Source organism: Sphingobium sp. JS3065, from assembly GCF_026427355.1.
Lineage (GTDB): Bacteria > Pseudomonadota > Alphaproteobacteria > Sphingomonadales > Sphingomonadaceae > Sphingobium.
This window is the reverse complement of the sequence record NZ_CP102664.1, coordinates 57,442-80,894: the sequence shown is the minus strand read 5'-3', so window position 1 is coordinate 80,894 and position 23,453 is coordinate 57,442. Positions and strand designations below refer to the sequence as shown.

At 64.9% G+C, this 23,453-nt stretch carries 22 protein-coding genes; 20 read left to right on the top strand and 2 right to left on the bottom strand.

The annotated features are described in order from the left end of the window. Positions 1-93: 93 nt before the first annotated feature. The 10 genes from NUH86_RS00355 to NUH86_RS00310 all read left to right on the top strand — a co-directional run bounded on the left by NUH86_RS00355 (position 94) and on the right by NUH86_RS00310 (position 11,199). Complete coding sequence (locus tag NUH86_RS00355) at positions 94-1,650, top strand: S1C family serine protease (RefSeq protein ID WP_267250738.1); 1,557 nt, start codon at positions 94-96, stop codon at positions 1,648-1,650. A gap of 210 nt (positions 1,651-1,860) precedes the next feature. Further along, entirely contained in the window at positions 1,861-2,415 is a 555-nt protein-coding gene (locus NUH86_RS00350; protein ID WP_267252182.1) for a F0F1 ATP synthase subunit delta, read from the top strand. Positions 2,416-2,417: 2 nt separating this feature from the next. Continuing rightward, positions 2,418-3,947: a F0F1 ATP synthase subunit alpha gene (gene atpA, locus NUH86_RS00345; RefSeq protein WP_267250737.1), complete on the top strand. Its 1,530-nt coding sequence runs from the start codon at positions 2,418-2,420 to the stop codon at positions 3,945-3,947. A 118-nt stretch (positions 3,948-4,065) separates the two neighbouring features. Beyond that, a complete protein-coding gene (locus NUH86_RS00340) occupies positions 4,066-4,692 on the top strand; it encodes a LysE family translocator (RefSeq protein WP_267250736.1) in 627 nt (208 codons plus the stop codon). Positions 4,693-4,695: 3 nt separating this feature from the next. After that, positions 4,696-5,580 carry a F0F1 ATP synthase subunit gamma gene (locus NUH86_RS00335; RefSeq protein ID WP_267250735.1) on the top strand — a complete coding sequence of 295 codons (885 nt, stop codon included), beginning with the start codon at positions 4,696-4,698 and terminating at the stop codon, positions 5,578-5,580. Positions 5,581-5,604: 24 nt separating this feature from the next. Continuing rightward, complete coding sequence (gene atpD / locus NUH86_RS00330) at positions 5,605-7,065, top strand: F0F1 ATP synthase subunit beta (protein ID WP_267250734.1); 1,461 nt, start codon at positions 5,605-5,607, stop codon at positions 7,063-7,065. Between the two features lie 155 nt (positions 7,066-7,220). After that, positions 7,221-7,475, top strand: a complete 255-nt coding sequence (locus NUH86_RS00325; RefSeq protein ID WP_267250733.1) for an ATP synthase F1 subunit epsilon — start codon at positions 7,221-7,223, stop codon at positions 7,473-7,475. Between the two features lie 232 nt (positions 7,476-7,707). After that, positions 7,708-9,234: a CpaF family protein gene (locus NUH86_RS00320; RefSeq protein ID WP_267250732.1), complete on the top strand. Its 1,527-nt coding sequence runs from the start codon at positions 7,708-7,710 to the stop codon at positions 9,232-9,234. 108 nt (positions 9,235-9,342) lie between these two features. Further along, positions 9,343-10,149, top strand: a complete 807-nt coding sequence (locus NUH86_RS00315; RefSeq protein ID WP_267250731.1) for a class I SAM-dependent methyltransferase — start codon at positions 9,343-9,345, stop codon at positions 10,147-10,149. 147 nt (positions 10,150-10,296) lie between these two features. Further along, positions 10,297-11,199 (top strand): DMT family transporter, encoded by a 903-nt coding sequence (locus tag NUH86_RS00310; protein ID WP_267250730.1) that lies wholly within the window; start codon positions 10,297-10,299, stop codon positions 11,197-11,199. Here the strand turns inward: NUH86_RS00310 and NUH86_RS00305 are convergent. After that, on the bottom strand, positions 11,191-11,622 hold the full coding sequence (locus NUH86_RS00305) for an OsmC family protein (protein WP_267250729.1): 432 nt from the start codon (positions 11,620-11,622) through the stop codon (positions 11,191-11,193). The genes NUH86_RS00310 and NUH86_RS00305 overlap by 9 nt on opposite strands. Before the next feature lie 221 nt (positions 11,623-11,843). Here NUH86_RS00305 and NUH86_RS00300 point away from each other — a divergent pair, with 221 nt between their 5' ends. The 10 genes from NUH86_RS00300 to NUH86_RS00255 all read left to right on the top strand — a co-directional run bounded on the left by NUH86_RS00300 (position 11,844) and on the right by NUH86_RS00255 (position 22,288). Then, complete coding sequence (locus tag NUH86_RS00300) at positions 11,844-12,512, top strand: RBBP9/YdeN family alpha/beta hydrolase (RefSeq protein ID WP_267250728.1); 669 nt, start codon at positions 11,844-11,846, stop codon at positions 12,510-12,512. Positions 12,513-12,609: 97 nt separating this feature from the next. Beyond that, entirely contained in the window at positions 12,610-12,801 is a 192-nt protein-coding gene (locus NUH86_RS00295; RefSeq protein ID WP_267250727.1) for a YezD family protein, read from the top strand. Positions 12,802-12,972: 171 nt separating this feature from the next. Then, positions 12,973-15,465 (top strand): TonB-dependent receptor, encoded by a 2,493-nt coding sequence (locus NUH86_RS00290; RefSeq protein WP_267250726.1) that lies wholly within the window; start codon positions 12,973-12,975, stop codon positions 15,463-15,465. A 190-nt stretch (positions 15,466-15,655) separates the two neighbouring features. Beyond that, a complete protein-coding gene (gene panB / locus NUH86_RS00285) occupies positions 15,656-16,528 on the top strand; it encodes a 3-methyl-2-oxobutanoate hydroxymethyltransferase (RefSeq protein WP_267250725.1) in 873 nt (290 codons plus the stop codon). A gap of 74 nt (positions 16,529-16,602) precedes the next feature. Further along, positions 16,603-17,301: a tetratricopeptide repeat protein gene (locus NUH86_RS00280; RefSeq protein ID WP_267250724.1), complete on the top strand. Its 699-nt coding sequence runs from the start codon at positions 16,603-16,605 to the stop codon at positions 17,299-17,301. A 14-nt stretch (positions 17,302-17,315) separates the two neighbouring features. Next, positions 17,316-18,659, top strand: coding sequence for a PQQ-binding-like beta-propeller repeat protein (locus NUH86_RS00275; RefSeq protein WP_416365374.1), 1,344 nt, complete (start codon positions 17,316-17,318; stop codon positions 18,657-18,659). A gap of 147 nt (positions 18,660-18,806) precedes the next feature. After that, entirely contained in the window at positions 18,807-20,177 is a 1,371-nt protein-coding gene (der, locus tag NUH86_RS00270; RefSeq protein WP_267250723.1) for a ribosome biogenesis GTPase Der, read from the top strand. Next, positions 20,164-20,388 (top strand): sulfurtransferase TusA family protein, encoded by a 225-nt coding sequence (locus NUH86_RS00265; protein ID WP_267250722.1) that lies wholly within the window; start codon positions 20,164-20,166, stop codon positions 20,386-20,388. The genes der and NUH86_RS00265 overlap by 14 nt, the downstream gene beginning before the upstream one ends. Positions 20,389-20,453: 65 nt before the next feature. Then, positions 20,454-20,897 (top strand): Hpt domain-containing protein, encoded by a 444-nt coding sequence (locus NUH86_RS00260; protein ID WP_267250721.1) that lies wholly within the window; start codon positions 20,454-20,456, stop codon positions 20,895-20,897. A gap of 374 nt (positions 20,898-21,271) precedes the next feature. After that, entirely contained in the window at positions 21,272-22,288 is a 1,017-nt protein-coding gene (locus NUH86_RS00255; protein ID WP_267250720.1) for an LLM class flavin-dependent oxidoreductase, read from the top strand. Here the strand turns inward: NUH86_RS00255 and NUH86_RS00250 are convergent. Further along, entirely contained in the window at positions 22,256-23,338 is a 1,083-nt protein-coding gene (locus tag NUH86_RS00250; RefSeq protein ID WP_267250719.1) for an acyltransferase family protein, read from the bottom strand. The genes NUH86_RS00255 and NUH86_RS00250 overlap by 33 nt on opposite strands. Between the last annotated feature and the right edge of the window lie 115 nt (positions 23,339-23,453).

Genomic DNA, 23,453 nt, shown 5'->3' with positions numbered 1-23,453 from the left:
GCAGCAGACTTCCCGCCGCTTGCGGTCAAAAAGCGGCGTCGCGCTTTTTGCGCATTGCCTCTGTCCCGCCATCGCATATGAATGCCGCCAACCATGGTCGTTCACCTCCTTCGCCTCGCCCGCGTTCTGGCCGCGCTCCTTACCCTCGCCGTGCCGATGAGCGCGCATGGGGAGCAGCAGGACATCGCCGCCGCCGCCCGCGGCGTGGTGCGCGTCGTGCTGGTCGCGACCAACGGTTCCGACGCCTATTTCGTGGGGCATGGCAGCGGCTTCGCCGTCGCGCCGGACAAGATCGTCACCAACGCCCATGTGGTCGAACTGGCGCGGGAGGAGAAGAATCTCGTCATCGGCGTCATCCCTTCGGAGGGGACGAAGACCTATGGCGGCAGGATCATCGCCTTTTCGCCCGGCAACGACCTGGCGCTGATCCAGTTGGAGGAAGGCCTTCTGCCGGTCAGCACCTTTTACGCCGGGGCGGTGAGCGACGGTCAGCATGTCACCGCCATCGGCTATCCCGGCACGGTCGACCGTGCGCAGGGGCTGGGCCTGAAGCAACTGGTCGAGCCGCTGGGCACGGTGAAGACCAGCGGCAACGTGTCGTCCGGACGGTCCAGCCAGAGCTTCGACACGGTGCTGCACACCGCGCCGCTGGCGGCGGGAAACAGCGGCGGGCCGCTGGTGGACGATTGCGGCCGGGTGCTGGGGGTCAACAGTTTCGGGTCGGTGTCTGACGGCAATGACGCGGAGTTCGGATTCGCCGTTTCCTGGCGCGAGGTCGCCTCTTTCCTGCGGCAGGCGGGGGTTTCGTCGCTGCATACCGTCGTCCCCTGCCGGTCCATGGCCGAAGCCGACGCCGCCGAGGCCGCGCTGACCCAGCGGGAGGAAGCGCGGAGCGAACAGTCCGAGCGCGCCCGCGCCGACGCCCGCGAAGCCGCGATGGACAAGGCCCGCGACACGGCGGAGCGCGACGTCATCTCCGCCCGCGAAAATGCCATGGCGGGCGCCGCCGTGCTGCTGGCGCTGGCGGTGCTGGGGCTGGGCGCGGGCGGGATGTTCTACAGCCAGGGGCGGGAAAGGCGCGCGACCTGGTGGCTGGCGGGCGGCGGGCTGTTGCTGTTCGGGGCCATCGGGCTGTTCTTCCTGAAACCCAGCTTTTCCAGCATCGATGAGCGCATCGCCCTGCCCGATGACCAGAGCGTCACCGGCAACGGCGCCTATGCCTGGGCGGGCGACAATATCTGTCGGGTCGACGTGAATCGCAGCCGGCTCACCGTGTCGGAACCCAATGACATCGGGTTCCATTGGGCCGAGGGGGGCTGTGTCAACGGCAATGTCCAATATGTCTCATCCGGCACCGGATGGCAGCGCGCCAGCGTGCCGGGCGACCATAATTTCGTGACCGTCAGCCGCTTCGACCCCGCGACGGGCACGCTGCGGGTCCAGCGCTGGCTGCCCGATATCGACACCATGGCCAAGGCCCGCGCCCTTGGAAACGGGCCGATCAAGGGGTGCAGCGGCGATTCCGCGCTGCGGGGGAAAATCGCGGCCCTGCACAACGATCTGGCCGCCATGTTGCCCGCCCAGCCCAATGAGCGGATCGTCTATCATTGCCAGAAGGGTCGGCTGGCCCCGCCGGACGCCGGAAAATAACCGTTGGCATATCCGATTTCGGCGTCATAAAAACTCAGGCAAATCGCGATGATTTCATCCTGACGATGGAATCGCGTTCCATGGCTTGCATAGTCACAATCCCACTGCTAACCGGCCCCCCAACAGGGGACCGGGACGGACAGACCGCGCCCCCTTTTTTGCATGACCGGCAAATCAAGTGCCGGGAATCGAGTGGAGGACGGTAAGCGCGTGGAGACGACCGGCGGTATTCAGGCCAGCCTCAGCGGCCGCTATGCGGTGGCGCTGTTCGATCTGGCCCGTGACGGCAAGACGCTCGACACCGTCGCGGCGAGCCTTGCGGCGCTGAAGGCGGCTATTGCCGAATCGGCTGATTTCAAGGGGCTGATCAACAGCCCCGTGCTCAGCCGGGACGCAGCGGGCAAGACGATCGCGGCGGTCGCATCCGCCATGGGGATCGACGCGCTGACGACGAATTTCCTGGGCGTGCTCGCCCAGAACCGTCGCCTGCCGCAGCTTCCCGCGGTCATCCGCGCTTATGAGACGCTGCTGTCGAATCACAAGGGCGAGGCCCGCGCCGAAGTGACGAGCGCGCATCCGCTCAGCAAAACCCAGATCACCGCTCTGCAAAAGAGCCTGAAGGCCCGTGTCGGCCGCGATGTCGCGGTCAATGCCAAGGTCGATCCCGCGATCCTGGGCGGGCTGGTCGTCAAGATCGGCAGCCAGATGATCGATTCCTCCATCCGCACCCGTTTGAATAGTCTCGCTTTGGCGATGAAAGGCTGAACATGGATATCAACGCCGCAGAAATTTCGAAGGTCATCAAGGACCAGATCGCCAATTTCGGCACCGAAGCGCAGGTGAGCGAAGTCGGTTCCGTGCTGACCGTGGGTGACGGCATCGCCCGCGTCCATGGCCTCGACAACGTCCAGGCGGGCGAAATGGTCGAGTTCGCCAATGGCGTGCAGGGCATGGCTCTGAACCTGGAAGCCGACAATGTCGGCGTCGTGATCTTCGGTTCCGACGCCGAGATCAAGGAAGGCGACACCGTCAAGCGCACCGGCACCATCGTCGACGTTCCGGTCGGCAAGGGCCTGCTGGGCCGCGTGGTCGACGGTCTGGGCAACCCCATCGACGGCAAGGGTCCGATCCAATATGCGGAGCGCAAGCGCGTCGAAGTGAAGGCGCCGGGCATCATCCCCCGCAAGTCGGTGCACGAGCCCGTGCAGACCGGCCTGAAGGCCATCGACGCCCTGGTTCCCGTCGGCCGCGGCCAGCGCGAGCTGATCATCGGCGACCGCCAGACCGGCAAGACCGCCGTCGCCATCGACACCTTCATTAACCAGAAGGGCATCAACGCGGGCGATGACGAGAGCAAGAAGCTCTACTGCATCTACGTCGCCGTCGGCCAGAAGCGCTCGACCGTCGCGCAGATCGTCAAGCAGCTCGAGGAAAATGGCGCGATGGAATATTCCATCGTCGTCGCCGCGACCGCTTCGGAGCCCGCTCCGCTCCAGTATCTGGCGCCCTATACCGGCGTCACCATGGGCGAATTCTTCCGCGACAACGGCATGCATGCCGTGATCGTTTATGACGACCTTTCCAAGCAGGCCGTCGCCTATCGCCAGATGTCGCTGCTGCTGCGCCGTCCTCCGGGCCGCGAAGCCTATCCGGGCGACGTTTTCTACCTGCACAGCCGTCTGCTGGAGCGCGCCGCCAAGATGAACGACGCCAATGGCGCCGGTTCGCTGACCGCGCTGCCGATCATCGAAACGCAGGCGGGCGACGTGTCGGCCTATATCCCGACCAACGTGATCTCGATCACCGACGGCCAGATCTTCCTGGAAACCAACCTCTTCTACCAGGGCATCCGTCCGGCCATCAACGTCGGCCTGTCGGTGTCGCGCGTCGGTTCCGCCGCTCAGACCAAGGCGATGAAGAAGGTGTCCGGCTCGATCAAGCTGGAGCTGGCCCAGTATCGCGAAATGGCGGCCTTCGCCCAGTTCGGTTCGGACCTGGACGCGTCGACCCAGAAGCTGCTGAACCGCGGTGCGCGCCTGACGGAACTGCTGAAGCAGGCCCAGTTCTCGCCCCTGCCCTTCGAGGAGCAGACGGCATCGATCTTCGCGGGCACCAACGGCTATCTCGACTCGATCCCGGTCAAGGACGTGACCCGCTATGAGGAGCTGATGCTCGCCTATCTGCGTCACGACCATGCCGACGTGCTGACCGCGATCCGCGACAGCAAGGATCTGGGCGATGACGCCAAGGCGAAGCTGAAGGCCGCGCTGGACTCGTTCGGCAAGACCTTCGCCTGATCTGGCCCGTCACCCCGGCGCAAGCTGGGGTCTCAGGCGATAAGGCATGGCCTGGCCGCACGAGATCCCAGCTTTCGCCGGGATGACGAATGAGGAAGTAGAGAGTCGTTTGATTTAGATGCTGACCGCCCATTCCCTTCTTGCCTGGACCGTGATGTCGATCGGTCTGGTGCTGCTGCCGGGACCGGACACCATGCTGGTGGCCGGGCACGCGGCGCGCCGTGGGCTGAAGGCGGGGATGGCGGCGATCGGCGGCATCCAGCTTGGCGGGCTGTTCTACATGGCGCTGTGCGGCTTCGGTTTCCTGAGCGTGCTGAACGCGGTGCCGGGGCTGTTCATGACGGTGAAGATCGCGGGCGCGATCTACCTTGCATGGCTGGGTCTTTCGATGCTGCGCGGCGCGATCAGGCCGTCGCCCGCTTCGGAAGCGCCCAGGATGCGGATCGGCGGATCGCCCTTCGCCCAGGGGTTCATCAGCACCGTGCTGAACCCGAAGGTCGCGATCTTCTTCCTCGCCGCGCTGCCGCAGTTCGTCGGCACCGGCCCAGACGCGCCGTGGCAGGGCATGCTGCTGATCGCGATCGTCTATGTGCTGGGCTTCCTCTGGTGCGCCCTTCTGGCGGCCCTCGCCACCAGGGCGGGGCGCAGGGTCGGGCAGAGCAGCGCGATGCGCTGGTTCGAAGGCGCCATGGGCGTCGGTTTCTTTGGTCTCGCGGGCCGTCTGGCCCTTGCTCGGAATGTTTGAACTATGGCTAGCCTCAAGGAACTGAAGCTGCGCATCGGGTCGGTGAAGTCGACCCAGAAGATCACCAAGGCCAAGCAGATGGTGGCCGCCGCGAAGCTGCGCAAGGCGCAGGCCGCCGCCGAAGCCGCCCGCCCCTATAGCAGCCGTCTGGAAGCGGTCGTCGCCAGCCTCGCTTCGAAGATCGCGGGCGGTTCGGGCGAAGGCGCTTCCCCGCTGCTGGCCGGCACCGGCAAGGACGACGTCCATCTGCTGGTCGTCGCCAATTCCGACCGTGGCCTGGCAGGCGCGTTCAACGCCAACATCGTCAAGGCCGCCCGCGCCAAGGCCGACGAGCTGATCCAGCAGGGCAAGACCGTCCGCTTCTACCTCATCGGCCGCAAGGGCCGTCCGGTCATCAACCGCACCTTTCCCGGCATGATCGTCGCCCAGTTCGACACTACCGGCGTCAAGGAACCGGGTTACGATCAGGCCGAGCGGGTCGCGCATGAACTGACGGACATGTATCTGAACGGCAAGTTCGACGTCGCACACCTCTTCTTCTCGCGCTTCAAGTCGGCGCTCGCCCAGATTCCGACCGAACAGCAGATCATCCCGGTCAAGATTCCGGAGGACGCCGACAGCAACGCCATCGGCGCGACGGTGGAATATGAGCCGAGCGAGGAAGCGATCCTGGACGACCTGCTGCCGCGCAACATCACGGTGCAGATTTTCAAGGCGCTGCTGGAAAACAACGCATCCGAACAGGGCGCGTCGATGACCGCCATGGACAATGCGACCCGCAATGCCGGCGACCTCATCAACAAGCTGACCATTCAGTATAACCGCAGCCGCCAGGCCGCGATCACCACCGAACTGGTCGAAATCATCTCGGGCGCCGAAGCCCTCTAAGATCACGCACGCAAGGAAGCAGTCATGGCAACAATTTCAGGTGCTGGCACCAACAACGTAGGCCGCATTTCGCAGGTCATCGGCGCTGTCGTCGACGTGACCTTCCCCGATGCTGTGCCGTTCATTCTCTCGGCGCTGGAAACCAGCAACAACGGCCAGCGCCTGGTGCTGGAAGTCGCCCAGCATCTGGGCGAGAACACCGTCCGCACCATCGCGATGGACTCGACCGACGGTCTGACCCGCGGTCAGGAAGTGACCGACACCGGCGCGCAGATCCGCGTGCCCGTCGGCCCGGCCACGCTTGGCCGCATCCTGAACGTCGTCGGTGAGCCGATCGACGAGCGCGGTCCGGTGGAAACCACCCTCTCCGCCCCGATCCACGCCAAGGCGCCGGAGTTCGTCGACCAGTCGACCGACGCCAGCGTCCTGGTCACCGGCATCAAGGTCATCGACCTTCTCGCCCCCTATGCGAAGGGCGGCAAGATCGGCCTGTTCGGCGGCGCGGGCGTGGGCAAGACCGTGCTGATCCAGGAACTGATCAACAACATCGCCAAGGGCCATGGCGGCACCTCCGTCTTCGCGGGCGTCGGTGAACGCACCCGCGAGGGCAACGACCTTTATCACGAATTCCTCGACGCCGGCGTCATCGCCAAGGACGCCGACGGCAACGCGATTTCCGAAGGCTCCAAGGTGGCGCTGGTCTACGGCCAGATGAACGAGCCGCCGGGCGCCCGCGCGCGCGTCGCCCTGTCGGGCCTGACCATCGCGGAATATTTCCGCGACCAGGAAGGCCAGGACGTGCTGTTCTTCGTCGACAACATCTTCCGCTTCACCCAGGCGGGCGCGGAAGTGTCGGCTCTGCTGGGCCGTATTCCTTCGGCGGTGGGCTATCAGCCGACGCTGGCCACCGACATGGGCGCCCTTCAGGAGCGCATCACATCGACCAACAAGGGTTCGATCACCTCGGTGCAGGCCGTCTACGTCCCCGCGGACGACTTGACCGACCCGGCGCCCGCGACCAGCTTCGCGCACTTGGACGCCACCACTGTTCTCAACCGCGCCATTTCGGAACTGGGCATCTATCCGGCGGTCGACCCGCTGGATTCGACCAGCCGCGTTCTGGAACCCCGCGTCGTGGGTCAGGAACATTATGAAACCGCCCGCGCTGTCCAGGCGATCCTGCAGAAGTACAAGTCGCTGCAGGACATCATCGCGATCCTGGGCATGGACGAGCTGTCCGAAGAGGACAAGGTGACCGTTGCCCGCGCGCGCAAGATCCAGAAGTTCCTGTCGCAGCCGTTCCACGTCGCGGAGGTCTTCACCGGCATTTCGGGCAAGTTCGTCCAGATCGAGGACACGGTGAAGTCGTTCAAGGCCGTGGTCGAAGGCGAATATGACCATCTGCCCGAAAACGCCTTCTACATGGTCGGCGGCATCGACGAAGCCATCGAAAAGGCGAAGAAGCTGGCTGCGGAAGCGGCGTAAGCAACCAAAGTCTCCCCTCTCTTCCAGGGAGGGGATCAAGGGGTGGGTAGCGAGCGGAAGCGAGCTTCCTGCCTTTCGGCTAGGGCGCAGGCCATCGCTCTGCGATGGCACCCACCCCCGGCCCCTCCCTGGAAGGGAGGGGGGAGAAGAATAGAATGGCACTGCATTTCGAACTCGTGACCCCGGAAAAGCTCGTCCGCTCGGAAGAGGTCTATCAGGTGGTCGTCCCCGGCACCGATGGCGACTTCGGCGTGCTGGAGGGCCACGCGCCCTTCATGTCCACCGTCCGCGACGGCGCGTTGCAGATCTTCGCCAGCGCGGGCGCGGCGCCGGAAGTCATCCCGGTCCGCGGCGGCTTTGCCGAGGTCAATGAAAAGGGCCTGACCGTCCTTGCGGAGCATGCTGGCTGATAGGCCGCACGGCCTGACCGTCCAATAACCAAAAAGGCCGCGCTCCGATGAGGAGCGCGGCCTTTTTTGTTGTCGGCCAGTCTGGGCCAACGCTCTGACACAAGATTACGCCTGGCATCAAAGACATGGCCGGGCGTGGCCGCCGTTCCCGGCGCATTAGCCATTTATCAAAGTTTCCATTCTATTCACCTTTAACGATCAGATCAGACCCAGAGCATTTCGGCGGAGAATCATGAGCGCGTTTGGACGGAAAAATGGACCTGCCGGCATCAAGCCCGGCTTCGGCCTGGCCCGCCCCATGCAGGGCGGCGCGCCCAGGGAAGAGATCAAGGGCGGCGAGCAATTCCCCCCGCTGGACATGACGGCGATCTCCCCGGAAGCGCCGCTCGATCCGCTTTCCGCACCGACCGGCCAGATGCTGCGCAACGCCGACGCGATGCAGCGCCTGTCGGACCGCGCCAATGCCGAACATTCAGCCGATACCGGGCCGCAGGGTTTTGAAGCGTCGGTCCACACGATCAAGGAGCAGGTTCTCCCCCGCCTGCTGGAGCGCGTCGATCCCGAAGCCGCCGCCACGCTGACCAAGGATGAACTGGCCGAGGAATTCCGGCCGATCATCATGGAGGTGCTGGCCGAACTCAAGCTCAACCTCAACCGGCGCGAGCAGTTCGCGCTGGAAAAGGTGCTGGTCGACGAGTTGCTGGGCCTGGGCCCGTTGGAGGAATTGCTGTCCGACCCGGACGTCACCGACATCATGGTCAACGGCCCGGACCAGACCTATATCGAAAAAAAGGGCAAGCTGCAGATCGCGCCGATCAAGTTCCGCGACGAGGAGCATCTGTTCCAGATCGCTCAGCGCATCGTCAACAAGGTCGGCCGCCGCGTGGACCAAACCACGCCCCTGGCCGACGCCCGCCTGCCCGACGGCAGCCGCGTCAACGTGATCGTGCCGCCGCTCAGCCTGCGCGGCACGGCCATCTCCATCCGTAAATTTTCCGCCAAGCCGATCACGCTGGACATGCTGGCCCAATGGGGCGCGATGAGCCAGAAAATGTGCACCGCGCTGAAGATCGCGGGCGCGTGCCGTTTCAACATCGTGATTTCGGGCGGCACGGGGTCGGGCAAGACCACCATGCTGAACGCCCTGTCGAAGATGATCGATCCGGGCGAGCGCGTGCTGACCATCGAGGACGCGGCGGAACTGCGGTTGCAGCAGCCGCATTGGCTGCCGCTGGAAACCCGTCCGCCGAACCTGGAGGGCCAGGGCGCGATCAGCATCGGCGACCTTGTGAAGAACGCCCTGCGTATGCGTCCCGACCGCATCATCCTGGGCGAAATTCGTGGCGCGGAATGTTTCGACCTGCTGGCCGCGATGAACACGGGCCATGACGGCTCCATGTGTACGCTCCACTCCAACTCCCCACGCGAATGCCTGGGCCGTATGGAGAATATGATCCTGATGGGCGACATCAAGATCCCCAAGGAAGCCATTTCCAAGCAGATCGCCGACTCGGTCGATCTGATCGTGCAGGTGAAGCGCCTGCGCGACGGGTCGCGCCGCGTGACCAACGTGACCGAGGTGATCGGCATGGAAGGCGACGTCATCGTCACCCAGGAACTGTTCAAGTTCGAATATCATGACGAGGATGACAGCGGGAAGATCATCGGCGAATATCGCTCCATGGGCCTGCGTCCCTATACGCTGGACAAGGCGCGGCAGTTCGGGTTCGACCAGCCCTTTCTGGAAGCCTGCCTGTAGGCTGCATCGTAACGATCTGTTGCGGGCAGGAAATTTCCCGACGATCCGCTTGCGCTGGCCTTGCATCACCGGCACATCATCGGCTTCCCCATGAAGAGAGGATTGCCGATGACCCGTCTCGCCCGCGCCGCCCTGCTGCTGGCTGGCCTCTCCCTGCCACTGCTTCCGCTCGCCGCCCAGCATGCGGGGCATCATCAGGCGGCCGATCCGATCGCCGCCGCGGTCGCCGCGCCCAGCCGCACGCCCGCCAACATCGCCCGCGACACATATCGCCACCCGGCTGAAACGCTTGCCTTTTTCGGGGTGAAGCCGGACCAGACCGTGGTTGAATATGCGCCCAGCGGCGGTTGGTACACGGAAATCCTGGCGCCCCTGCTGCATCATAAGGGCAGCTTCTACGCGCTCCAGCCGACCGGGCGCGGTCTGGACGGTTACAAGGCGTTCCTGGCCGCGAAGCCGGAGGTTTACGGCAAGGTGAAGCTGGTTGCCTTTCCCGACCAGAGCGGCCTGATCCCGGCAGGCAGCGTCGACACGCTGCTTACCTTTCGCAATGTCCACAATATGGTGATGGGCGGCACCGAAGCTGCGACCTTCAAGAGCTTTTACGATCTGCTGAAGCCGGGCGGGACATTGGGCATCGTCGATCATCGCCTGCCCGAAGGGCGCGACGCGGCGCTGGAAAAGAGCAGCGGTTATTTGAAGGTTTCGACCATCCGCCGGATCGCGGAGGCAGCAGGCTTCGAATATGCGGGGTCGTCGGAGATCAACGCCAATCCCAGGGACACCGCCGATTGGGAAAAGGGCGTGTGGACGCTTCCCCCCACGCTGCGCAATGGAGAGGTCGACAAGGCGAAATATCTGGCCGTCGGGGAAAGCGACCGGATGACGCTGCGCTTTCGCAAGCCGGTGAAATAGCGGGGATTGGGCACTCCGGGACATTCCCCTCCCGCAGGCGGGAGGGGGGCGACGGAAATCCACCCTTCCCTGCCGTTCGGCCTAAGGGGCCAGGCGAAACCGCGCTTAAGCTGTTGCGTCCTCCGACGGCGGGGCTAAGGCGGTCGCGTGCCGTCTGTTTCCTCCAGCCGTCCGCATCGTCCGCTCACCGCCATCGGCCTGCGGCTGGTTGCGGTGATCTGTCTGTCGATCATGTTCGTGACGGTCAGGCTGGCCGACGCGCGCGGCGTGCATGTGGTCGAATCCTTGTTCTACCGGCAGGCGCTAGCCCTGCCGGTGGTCATCGCCTGGATCGCCTCCACCACCGGCATCGCATCAGTCCGGACCCGGCGCATCGGCGTCCACGCCACGCGCATGGTCATCGGCATGACCGGCATGGTGCTCAATTTCCTGTCCTATATCCTGCTGCTCCCGGCGGAGGCGGTGACCATCGGTTTCACCATGCCGATCTTCGGCACCATATTGTCCGCGCTGATCCTGCGCGAGGCGACCGGCATCCACCGGTGGAGCGCGGTGCTGGTCGGTTTTCTGGGCGTGATCGTGATGGTCCGGCCCGATGCGGGGCATTTCCCCGCGGTCGGCGTGGCGGTCGCCCTGTCCGCCGCGTTCGTCACCGCCAGCGTCAGCCTGATCCTGCGTGAACTGGGGCGGACGGAAAATGCCGGGGTCATCGTCTTCTGGTTCACCATGCTGTCCCTGCCGCCGCTGGGCGCGGCCATGGTCTTCTATGGGCAGACCCATGACGCCGCGACATGGGCGCTGCTGCTGCTGATCGGCGTGACGGGCGGCATCGCGCAAATCTGCATGACCGCCGCCCTGCGCTGGGCGCCCGTGTCGGTGGTGCTGCCCATGGACTATAGTTCGATCATCTGGACGACGCTGCTCGGCTGGGCGATCTGGGGCAATTGGCCGATGGCGACGACCTGGATCGGCGCCGCGCTGATCATCGCGAGCGGCCTGTACATCGCCTGGCGGGAGCATATCCGCGCCAGGCGATTCCGGTCAGCCTAGCAGTTCGGCGTCCAGGCTGATCTCCGCATTCAGCAGCTTCGAAACCGGGCAATTGGCCTTCGCCTTGGCCGCCAGTTCCTGGAACCGGGCATCGTCCGCGCCGGGGATGGCCGCCTTCAGACTGAGCTTGCTGGCGGTGATGACGAAGCCGCCCTCCTGCTGCTCCAGCGTGACGACGGCGTTCGTCTCCATCTTCTCCGCCGTCAGCCCCGCTTCGCCCAATATCAGCGACAGCGCCATGGTGAAGCAGGAGGCGTGGGCAGCGGCGATCAATTCTTCGGGATTGGTACCCGGCACCCCTTCGAAACGCATCGCAAAACCATAGGGATGCGCGTCGAGCGCGCCGCTCTGGGTCGAAATCGCACCCTTGCCGTCCTTCAGGCCGCCGCTCCATACCGCCGATCCGCTGCGATTGATCTTCATGGCGATCCTCCCTGTACGCCCATGGAAAACCCCTTCGGCCCCCCTTGGTTTCATCCCCATGACCCGATTATTTCCCAGGAGACGGGAAAATCGGAGCGCGGTTTCAACATGAACGCCAGATGAATCGGGCTGCCCATTTTTCGACACATTTTGTCGCTTGACCATTGTCTACCAGAAAAATAGAATTATCTCTCCCTCGACAATAGGACGAGGATCTGACCATGGAGCGATTCGGACATTCGGGTGACGCCCGCCAACCGGTCGTGCTGACCATACCGGGTCTCAACAATAGCGGACCCGGCCATTGGCAGACGCTGTGGGAAAAAACCCGCGGGGATTGCGAACGGGTCGACCTGGGTAGCTGGGCCAGCCCCAGCCGCAATAGCTGGGTCACGCGGCTGGACGCGGCGATCCGGGCGGCGGACGGGCCGATCATCCTGGCCGCGCACAGCCTGGGCTGTCTGGCGGTCGCCTGGTGGGGCGCGTTGCAGAGCCAGGCCTATGGCTGGCCGGTGACGGGCGCGCTGCTGGTGGCGCCGCCCGATTGCGACCGGATGGAAACGCCGGAGACGATCGGCGGCTTCGGCCCCACGCCCCGCGCGCAACTGCCCTTCCCGTCGATCGTCGTGGCGAGCCGCAACGATCCCTATATCTTCTTCGAACGCGCCCACAGCATCGGCAAGAATTGGGGCAGCAGCTTCGTCGATGCGGGTTTTTGCGGCCATATCAACGCGGAATCGGGCCTGGGCGAATGGCGGTTCGGTCAGGCGCTGCTCGAAAGGCTGATCGACAATGCGCATGAGCAGGCCTCTGCGATGCGCCAATTACGGCCCGCCATCCCGCTGGCGCATCAGGAGCGGCGATTGGCCGCGCTGCGGGTGAACGGTTAAATCATAACGGGGCGCGACAAGAGAAACTTGAGCGCCCTTTATATTTGCTTTTTTGTCTATCAAAATAGTTGAGATAAAGAGTGTTCAAGAGGTGTTTATGAGTGAAAACCGATCGATTGAATTTGCCCGCAACGGCCGCGGCGACGGGCAGCGCCACGACATCGCCGTCAGCATCGAAAAGATACGCAGCGTGCTCGAATCGCTCCGTTTCGGGTCGGTCACGCTGACCGTTCACGATGCGCGGGTGGTGCAGATCGACGTGACGGAAAAGACGCGCCTGACCGCCTGAGACAATCGCGGGGGCGCAAGATGCAGGGTTGCTGAAAAAGGCCCGGAAAAAGGGCCGAATAACAGGTGGCAAGGGGTGGGCCACATTTTCCATTCCCATATCTTCGGCTTTGAGCGGATCACCGCAGAGGCCGCGATCAATATTCACCGGACATCCGGAAGGGGAATCATCATGATTGCGCGTTTTCTGTTGCTCGCCGGCGTGGCGGGCGCATCCATCATCGCGTCCAGCGCACAAGCGCAGGATGCATCTCAAACCGCTCCGCAATCCGCGGCGGACCATAGCGAACAGGCATCCAGCGCCCGCGGCGAGGTGATCATCGTCACCGCCCGCCGCCGCGCCGAAACCGCGCAGGAAGTGCCGCTGGCAATTTCCGTCATCCGGGGCGACAGCATAGAAGCGACCGGCAATTTCAACGTCGTGAAGCTGCAACAGCTTGCGCCGACGCTACAGGTCTACACCACCAATCCGCGCAACACGTCGGTCAACATCCGTGGCCTGGGCGTGCCGTTCGGCCTGACCAGCGACGGCTTCGAGCAGGGCGTCGGCATCTATGTCGACGATGTGTACAACAGCCGCGTCGCCGCCGCGACCTTCGACTTCCTGGACGTCGCCCAGGTCGAGGTGCTGCGCGGGCCGCAGGGCACCCTCTATGGCAAGAACACCACGGCGGGCGCGATCAACATCACGACCAACCAGCCGACCTTCGATTTCGAGGGCCGCGCCGAACTGACCGTCGGCAACCTCAATTACAAGCAGGCCAAGGCGGCCATTTCCGGCCCGTTGTCGGACACGATCGCCGCCCGCATCGCCGTGGCCGCGACCAGCCGCCGGGGCACGCTCTACAACACGGCCACCGACCGCTGGATCAACGAGCAGGACAATCTGGGCCTTCGCGGCCAGTTGCTGTTCAAGCCCAAAGATGATTTCAGCATCACCCTGTCAGGCGATTACAGCAAGCAGGATCCGGAATGCTGCGGCACCGTGTTCGTGCGCGTCGGCCGCACCCAAAGGCCGCTCACCCGCCAGTATGATGCCCTGGTCGCCGCGATCAACACCGCCAATCCCGGCCGCAATTATGTTGTCCCCAGCCGCAATCCCTATGACCGGCTGACCGATCTCGACTCCAGCCTCAACGCAGGCAACAAGATCGGCGGCGTGTCGGCCAAGATAAAGTGGGATGTCGGCCCGGGCACGCTGACATCCGTCACCGCCTGGCGCTTCTGGGACTGGAAGCCGGAGAATGACCGCGACTTCACCGGCCTGTCGGTCGTGTCGAAATCGCAAAACCCCTCGCAGCAGGACCAGTATAGCCAGGAATTCCGCTATAATTACGAAAGCCAGAAGATCGACTTCGTGGTCGGCCTGTTCGGCTTCAAGCAGCGGATCGATACCCAGGGCACCGAGCAGCAGGGGGTCGATGCCGTAAAATGGAGCCTGGCGCCCTCAGCCAGCTTGACCAACCCCTATAACAGGCCTGAAGTTCTGGCCGGGTTGACCGCCAGCAATACGCAATGGCTCAAGTCCACCAGCGCGGCGCTGTTCGGCCAGTTGAGCTGGAAGGTGACCGACGCCCTGACCATCCAGCCTGGCGCGCGCCTGAACTACGACAGGAAGTCGGGCTTTTACCAGAGGGTCGTAACCAACGGCCAGGGCCAGGTTATTTCGTGCCTGACGACGCCGGGCAATCCGCTTCCCACGGACCTGGCGGCCCAGTGCGGCGTGTATCAGCCGCAGGTCAGCGCCCCTTCGGACAGCGCCTGGAACTTCACCTACGACTTCAACGTCAATTACAGGATCGCGCAGGACGTTCTGGCCTATGTGACCTATGCCAAGAGCTTCAAGACGCTGGGCATCAACCAGAACGGCTTGCCGCTCAATTCCGACAATACGGTGAACTACGACGCGGGCACGGTGAAGCCGGAACGGGTCAATCATTATGAAATCGGCCTGAAGACCCAGTTCTGGGATCGCCGGGCGACCTTCAACATCACCGCCTTCCGCACGGAGATCAAGAATTTCCAGGCGACCGTGAACGGCGGCCAGTTCGGCACCGTGCGCGGCTATCTGGCCAATGCAGACAAGGTCCGGTCGCAGGGCATAGAGGCGGATTTCAAGGTCGTCGCCAGCGATCGCTTCACCGCCTATGCGAACGGCGCCTTTACCGACGCCAAGTACAAGAAGTTCACCAACGCGCCCTGCCCGCCCGAACTGTCCGGCGGCACGTCGCAGCCCGCCAATCAGCCCGCAGACTATTCGAATGCAGGCGTTCCCAACACCCTCAGCCCGCGGGCATGCGACATTTCCGGCTTCGATCTGCCGGGCGTGTCGAAATGGGCCTTCTCCTACGGCGCGGAATATAACATTCCGGTCACGCTGCTGGCGAAGGAAGGCCAGGTCTATCTGGGCGTCGACGGCAATTACCGGTCGCACTGGAATTCCAACGCCTCGCCGTCAATCTATACGGAGGTGAAGGGCTATGCGCTGACCAACTTCCGCGCCGGTTTCCGCGGCGATGGGTTCGACATCTTCGGTTGGGTCCGCAACGCCTTCGACGTGAACTATATCGAAAATCTCCAGGTCGCGCCGGGCAATACCGGCCTGATCGCCGGTCAGCCGGGCGATCCGCGGACCTGGGGCGGGACGATCAAATTCTCCTTCTGACCCTTTAACAAGGTTCATCCCCCGCGGGGAGCGGCACAGCCCTGCCGCTCCCCGTATTTTTTCATCCCAGCGAAGGCTGGGATCTCGTGAGCCTACTCCGTGCCCTATCGCGCGGAATCCCTGCCTCCGCCAGGATGACGAACTTAACCCCGATTTGCGCCCTGCGCCGCGCTGGGGTAGAGCGCATCCCATGTCCACGACCTTCACGCTCGATACGTCGACCAGCCGCGCCAATCCCACGCCCGCGCCGATTAAGCGCCTGACCGTGCCCGCCATCCAGAGCCGCAAGGCCGGGGGCAGGACGGAACAGCCGCTGGTGATGCTGACCGCCTATACGGCGCGGCAGGCGCAGTTGCTCGACCCGCATTGCGACATGCTGCTGGTGGGCGATTCGCTGGGGCAGGTGATCTACGGCCTGCCCTCCACCCTGGCCGTCACGCTGGACATGATGATCGCCCATGGCGCCGCCGTGGTGCGGGGCAGCTATCACAGCGTCGTGCTGGTCGACATGCCCTTCGGCAGTTACGAAGCATCGCCACAACAGGCCTTCGCCAGCGCCAGCCGGGTCATGGCGGAGACCGGCTGCGCGGGCGTGAAGCTGGAGGGCGGGGCCGCCATGGCCGAGACCATCGCCTTCCTCAGCCAACGGGGCATTCCGGTGATGGCGCATATCGGGCTGACGCCGCAGGCGGTGAACGCGCTGGGCGGCTATGGCGCGCGGGGCAAGAGCCGGGAGGAGCATGAGAAGATCGTCTCCGACGCCCGCGCCGTGGCGCAGGCGGGCGCCTTCGCCATGGTGCTGGAAGGGGTGATGGAGGAGATCGCCGTCACCGTCACCGACAGCGTGGACGTGCCGGTGATCGGCATCGGCGCGTCGGCCCATTGCGACGGGCAGGTTTTGGTGGCGGAAGATATGCTGGGCATGTTCGAGCGCGTGCCCCGCTTCGTGAAACGCTATGAAAATATCGCGGAAACGATCGGCCATGCCGCCGCCCAATATGCGGCGGATGTCCGAAACCGGCACTTTCCGACCGAAGATCAGGTCTATCGGCCCAAAAAGTGATTTGCGCGAGCGCGGTGCGCCGCTAATGATCGCGCCTTCCGCATGCCTTTTCTGACGAATTTCTGGAGACCCAAGTGGCCCTGACGCCGCAAAACAGCGAAGCCTTCATGCGCGAGGTGGACGAGGCCGTACGGCAGGACCAGTTGCTGACCTTCTGGCAGCGCTTCGGCCGATGGATCGTCGCGCTGGTGGTCGTCGGCCTCGCGGTCTTCGGCGGCTGGCTCTACTGGCAGCATCATACGAAAACCCAGTCGCAGGCCGTGTCGGAGGAAATGGACAAGGTGATCGCCACGGCGGTCGGCGGCGGCGCGCCCGATGCGAAGGAACTGGACAAGCTGACCCAGGCGAGCCAGCCGGGCTTCCGCGCATCCGCCCTGCTGGTGAAGGCCGGCGCGGCGGCGCGCAAGGGCGACAGCAAGGCCGCGATCGCCGCCTATCGGGCGATGGCGGGCGACAGCTCGCTCGACCAGCCCTATCGCGACCTGGCGCTGATCCGCCAGACCACGCTGGAATATGAGAGCCTGGCCCCGCAGCAGGTGGTCGACCGGTTGAAGCCGCTCGCCGTCGAGGGTGCGCCCTGGTTCGGCAGCGCCGGGGAACTGGTCGCCATCGCCTATATGAAGATGCGCAAGCCCGACCTGGCCGGGCCGCTGTTCGCCGCCATGGCGAAGGACAAGGGCGTGCCCCAGTCGATCCGTTCACGCGCGCGACAGATGGCGGGCTTATTGGGTGTGGATGCAGTCGAAACGCCGACAGGGGCGGGACAGGAATGATTGGGCGCATGGGAATGCACAGCATGACGAAATTTTCGGGCGCCGGCCGCGCCGTGACCGTTGCCGTGATGATCGCGATGCTGGCGGGCTGCGGCATCGTGGGCGGCAAGAAGGGCGGCCCCAAGACCCCGGTGGTCGGCAAGCGCACCTCTATCCTGAGCAACGAGCAGGGCGTGGAGGTCGATCCGACGCTGGCCGACGTGCCGGTGGCGCTGCCCGAACCCTATGCCAACGACCAATGGTCGCAGCCGGGCGGCAGCCCCGCCAAGACGATGGGCAATCTGGCGCTGGGCGCTTCGCCATCGCGGGCGTGGACCGTATCCATCGCGGGCAGCACGCCGCAGGCGCGGCTTGGCTCCGCTCCGGTCGTCGTGGGCGGCAAGCTCTATGTCATCGACGCCGATGCGCGGGTGATCGCGTTCGACGCGACGAGCGGCGCGAAGCTATGGCAGACCCCCCTGCCCGCCCAGGGCAGCGGCCGCGCCCTGTTCGGCGGCGGCGTCAGCGTGATCGACGGCAAGCTCTATGCCAGCACCGGCGTCGGCGACGTCGCGGCGATGGACGCGAATACGGGCGCGATCCTGTGGAAGAAGCGCCCCGGCGGCCCGCTGCGCGGCGCGCCGACGCTGGCCAACGGCCATGTCTATGTGATGGGGCAGGACAATCAGATCTTCGCCCTGAACCAGAGCGACGGCGAAGTGCAATGGACCGACAGCGGCACGTTGCAGGTCACCGGCATTTTCGGCGTGGCCGCTCCCGCCGCCGCGCAGGGCACGGTGATCGCGGGCTATAGTTCGGGCGAACTGACCGCCTATCGTTATGAGAATGGCCGGACATTGTGGGGCGACGCGCTGTCGCGGACCAGCATCTCGACCGCCGTGGCATCGCTAACCGATATCGACGCCGATCCGGTGATCGATCGCGGGCGCGTCTTCGCTATCGGACAGGGCGGTCGCATGGCGAGCTATGAACTGGTGAGCGGCCAGCGGCTGTGGGAAATCAACATTGCGGGCATCTCCACCCCCTCGGTGGTGGGCGAATGGGTGTTCGCGGTGACCAGCGACGCGAAGCTGCTCTGCGTTGCCCGCGCCACCGGCAAGATACGCTGGATCAGCCAGTTGCGTCGTTGGGAGAAGGAAAAGAAGAAGGACAAGGCGATCCGCTGGACCGGACCGGTTCTGGCGGGCGGACGGCTGGTCCTGGTGTCGACCCATGGCGACCTTAATTATGTCGATCCGACGACCGGCAAGATACAGGCGCAAATCGATCTGGACCGGTCGATGTCGCTGTCGCCGATCGTGGCGAACAATACGCTCTATATCCTGGCGGACGACGGCAAGCTGACGGCGTTTCGCTGACGCCAGGGACGAGACAAGATAAGCGTGCTCCTGCGAAGGCGGGAGTCCAGTCCAAGCGTTGGAACTGGGCTCCTGCCTTCGCAGGAGCACTCATGTTTTTACGCCTGATGTGCTAACAGGCGACGCAAGAAAGGATACGGGCCTCTTATGCTGCCCACCGTTGCCATTGTCGGGCGGCCCAACGTGGGCAAGTCCACCCTTTTCAACCGGCTGGTCGGCAAGAAGCTGGCGCTGGTCGACGACCAGCCCGGCGTGACCCGCGACCGGCGGGAGGGGCAGGCCAATCTGCTCGGCGTCGAATTCACCATCATCGACACCGCCGGTTACGAGGATGAAGACCCGCAGACCCTGCCCGGTCGCATGCGCATGCAGACGCAGGCGGCGGTGGAGAATGCCGACGTCGCGCTGTTCGTCGTCGATGCGCGCGCCGGGATCACCCCGCTGGACGAGGAAATCGCCCGCTGGCTGCGGGAGGGCGACGCGCCGGTCGTGCTGATGGCCAACAAGGCCGAGGGCAGGGCGGGCGACGACGGCGTGATGGAGGCGTTCAGCCTGGGCCTGGGCGAACCCGTCCCCTTTTCCGCCGAACATGGCCAGGGGATGGCCGATCTGTTCCAGGCGCTGCTCCCCTATATCGACCGTGAGGAGGAGGAAGAGGAGGAAGGCGAGCCGGACGAGGCCGATTTCGAATCCGCGCCGCTGAAGCTGGCCATCGTGGGCCGTCCCAATGCGGGCAAGTCGACGCTCATCAACCGCCTGCTGGGCGAAAACCGGCTGCTGACCGGGCCGGAAGCGGGCATCACCCGCGACAGCATCGCGGTGGATTGGCAATGGACCAGCCCGGATGGGGAAGAGCGCCCCGTCCGCCTGATCGACACGGCGGGCATGCGCAAGCGGGCCAAGGTGCAGGACAAGCTGGAAAAGCTGGCGGTGTCCGACGGCCTGAACGCGGTCAATTTCGCGGAGGTCGTGGTGCTGCTGCTCGATTCCACCCGCGGGCTGGAGGCGCAGGACCTGCGCATCGCGGACAAGGTGCTGGAGGAAGGCCGCGCCCTAGTCGTCGCGCTCAACAAATGGGACACGGTGGAGCACGGATCGGCGCTGTATCAGGGCATCAAGCAGGCGCTGTCCGACGGCCTTGCGCAGATACGCGGCGTGCCGATCATGACCGTTTCCGGCGCGACGGGCAAAGGGCTGGACGACCTGATCCGCGTCGCCTTCGAAACCCGCACCGCCTGGTCTCAGCGCGTGTCGACCGGCATCCTCAACCGCTGGTTCGAACGCGCGCTGGAGGCCAATCCGCCGCCCGCGCCCGGCGGCAAGCGGATCAAGCTGCGCTACATCACCCAGAACAAGACCCGCCCGCCGACCTTCGTGCTGTTCGGCACGCGGCTGGACGAGTTGCCGGAAAGCTATCGCCGCTATCTGGTGAACGGCATCCGCAAGGAACTGGGTTTTGGCGCGGTGCCGGTGCGGCTGACGCTGCGCAGCGCCAAAAACCCCTATGCCAACAAGTGACGGGGCGCATATCGACGCCAGGGGCCTGAAATGCCCTTGGCCCGCGCTGCGCGTGGCGCGCGCGATGCGATCCGCCGATGCGGTGACGATCGAGGCGGACGATCCTGTCGCGCCTACGGAACTGGAAGCGCTGGCGCGGCAGCAAAGCTGGACCTTCGTGGCGAAGGGCGCGCATCTCTTCGCCATTTTCCGGGCGCCTGAGGACGTCTGAGCCGCTTAACCCCATGTTTACGCCCCTCTTCTATACTCCCACGGCAGAACAGGGAGTGTCGACAGGTGCCATATCAAGAGGCCGAACTGGTCAACCGGACCGATTTCGCCAAGTCCCGTTCGGAGCTTGGCACCGCCTTCCTGCGCATATTGGGCTATTTCCGCGAGGATGGCGAAAAGGCGATCGGCGCCATCGAGGAGGCCTTTCGCGCCCGCAACGCCGCCGCGCTCGTCGCCCCGGCCCATAAGCTGAAGGGGGAGTCCGTGCAGTTCGGCGCCTATCGCCTGAGCGCCATGGCCGAAAAGATCGAGATGGTCGCGCGCCGCTGCGTCGAAAGCCGCGAAGGCCCGGACGAGCTGATCGAGGATGTGGTCGCGCTGAGGCCGTGCTTCACCGAGACGATGGCCCTGCTGGATCGCGACGCCAATCCGCTGGTCGCCCGCCGGCCCCAGGGTTTCGGCCGCCGCGTCGACGGCCCCGTGCAGGGATTCGGCCGCGCCGCCGGTTGATTTGGCGGTTTTTGGCCAACCCATACGGAGCCTTGCTGAGCGAAGCGAGGCTAGGCGCAGTTGGATGAGGGGGCGGGCCTGCGGCCCGCGCGATCCGTTGGATCGAGCGAACAGGTAAGGGCTGCCCCGCAGCCCTTAGATCATGCCGGGGGCATGATCGACCTGTTCGCTCCCCTCACCCAGCTACGACTAGGCAGCAAGCTGCCAAGTCTGCGCAGCCTCGGCCAGAGTCACGTGCCTCTGGCCGACCCTCAAGGGAGAGGGGTAAAAAGAACGTCCGCCCTCCACCCCTTCCGGCCACCCAGGCGCCGGGCAAAGCATGGCTTCGAAATCCCGTATTGAAATAAAACGGGCCATCCCCCCATATGCAGAGCATGACCCGTTTTTCCGTCCTGGACCTTGTCCCCGTCAACGAAGGCATCACCCCCGGTGAAGCGCTCCGCCGCGCCGCCGCCTTTGCCGCGCATGCCGAAAGCCTTGGCTTCCACCGCTATTGGGTGGCGGAACATCATGGCATGCCGGGGATCGCGTCCGCCGCGACCGCCGTGGTGCTGGCCCATATCGGACAGGCGACCAGCCGCATCCGCATCGGCGCGGGCGGCATCATGCTGCCCAATCATGCGCCGCTGCTGATCGCGGAGCAGTTCGGCACGCTGGCGGCGCTGTTTCCCGGCCGTGTCGACCTGGGGCTGGGCCGCGCGCCCGGTTCGGACCAGCGCGTGGCGCAGGCGATGCGCCGCACCCTGACCGGCGGGCCGGATGAATTCCCCCGCGACGTGATGGAGTTGCAGGCCTATTTCGCGGGCGATATGCGGCTCGGTTTCCAGGCGACGCCCGGCGCGGGAGAGGATGTGCCGCTGTGGATCCTCGGCTCCAGCCTCTATGGCGCGCAACTGGCCGCCGCGCTTGGCCTGCCCTATGCCTTCGCGTCCCATTTCGCGCCGGGGGCGCTGGACGAGGCGATCGCCATCTACCGCCGCGATTTCCGGCCATCGGCGCAACTCAAATATCCCTATGTAATGGCGGGCTTCAATGTCTTCGCCGCCGACACGATGGAGGAAGCGCGGCTGGTCGCCACTTCCATGCAGCAGGCCTTCGTCCGGCTGCGCACCGGCCAGCCGGGCAAGCTGCAACCCCCTGTCCCCGGCTATTATGAAGACCTGCCGCCCCAGGCGCAGGCCATGCTGGCCGATGTGCTGAGCGTGTCGAGCATCGGCACCCAGGCCGATGTCGAGCGCGACCTGGCGGCCTTCATTCGCCGCACCCAGGTCGATGAGATCATCCTGGTCGGCCAGATCCACGATTTCGAGGCGCGCAAGCGCAGCCTGGAAATCGCCATGGCGGCGGGGCGGGCCGTGTCAGCCGGCCATGAGGCGGCCGCCGCTCAATAGCTTCGCCAGTCCGGGCGCGGCGCGGCTGAGCAGCGATCCGAGCAGCAGGACCGTGAGCAGCACCAGCAAGGGCTGCACCAGCAGATAGGCGGGGTAGAAAGGCGAGCCGAGCTTTCCGAACAATATGCCCAGCGCGGGGCCGCCCAGCCAGATCAGGATGAGGTGAGAGCAGAAGAGGAAGAAGGCGAAGGGTTCGATCCGCAGCAGCATCCCCCGCGCCGCGCCGCCCGCCAGGGTCCAGGCCAGCCGCCAGAAGAAGACCGCCGCCGCGACCCGCACCGCCATGTCCAGCACCGCGATCCCGCCGCCCGGCTGGACGAACCCGGGATGCAGCGAAGCATAGAGTTGAACGGTCATCAGCAGCGCGAAGGGCGGCGCGGCGACCGTCCAGGGCAGCACGGCCACCCTGTCGGCCAGCCCTTCGCGCCGCGCGATGATGCCCATGATGAAAAAGAACAGGATCGACGCCCGCATCAATATGGGCGGACCCCAGCCCATGATCTGGCAAAGCGCAGCCAGCGCCGCGACCCCCGCCAGCGCCCATCCGGGCAGGCGGACGAACAGCGGCGCGGCGATCATGCACAGGAACAGGTCGCGCAGGAACGGCATCTGCACGTTGATGTCGGGATTGCGGCTGACGATGAACAGTTCCTGGAACATCCAGTCGGTGGACGAGGGCACCGGCGCGGACAGGCCCAGCGCCCAGGCGGCGCCCGACACGAACAGGATCGCCAGCGCGTTCCACAGGATCATCGGCAGCAGGATCGTCCGCACCTTCCGCCCGACATGGCGCAGCCAGTGGTGCGTCCGCGAAGACCCCTCCACCAGCCAGCCGGAAATCAGGCCCAGCAGCGGCACGGCGCTGCGCCCGAAAATCTCCATCAATCCCCAGCGCAGGCTGTCCTGCGGCGTGCCCCGCAGGCTTTCCAGATCATGGCCGCTCAGGCCCGTCCAGGCGTGGACATAGACCACCCCCAAGATGCAGATGACGCGGGCGATGGAGATCGCGTCGGAACGGCGCGCCGCGTTGGTCGTCAACGTTCGCGCCACAGGATTTTCCCCATTTCCGGCAAATGTTTCAACTGTCCGGCCCGACACGCATTTCCTCTGACGATCGCGGCGCAGCCATGGCCGCGCCGTTGAGATGGGTGAGGCGATAAGCAGA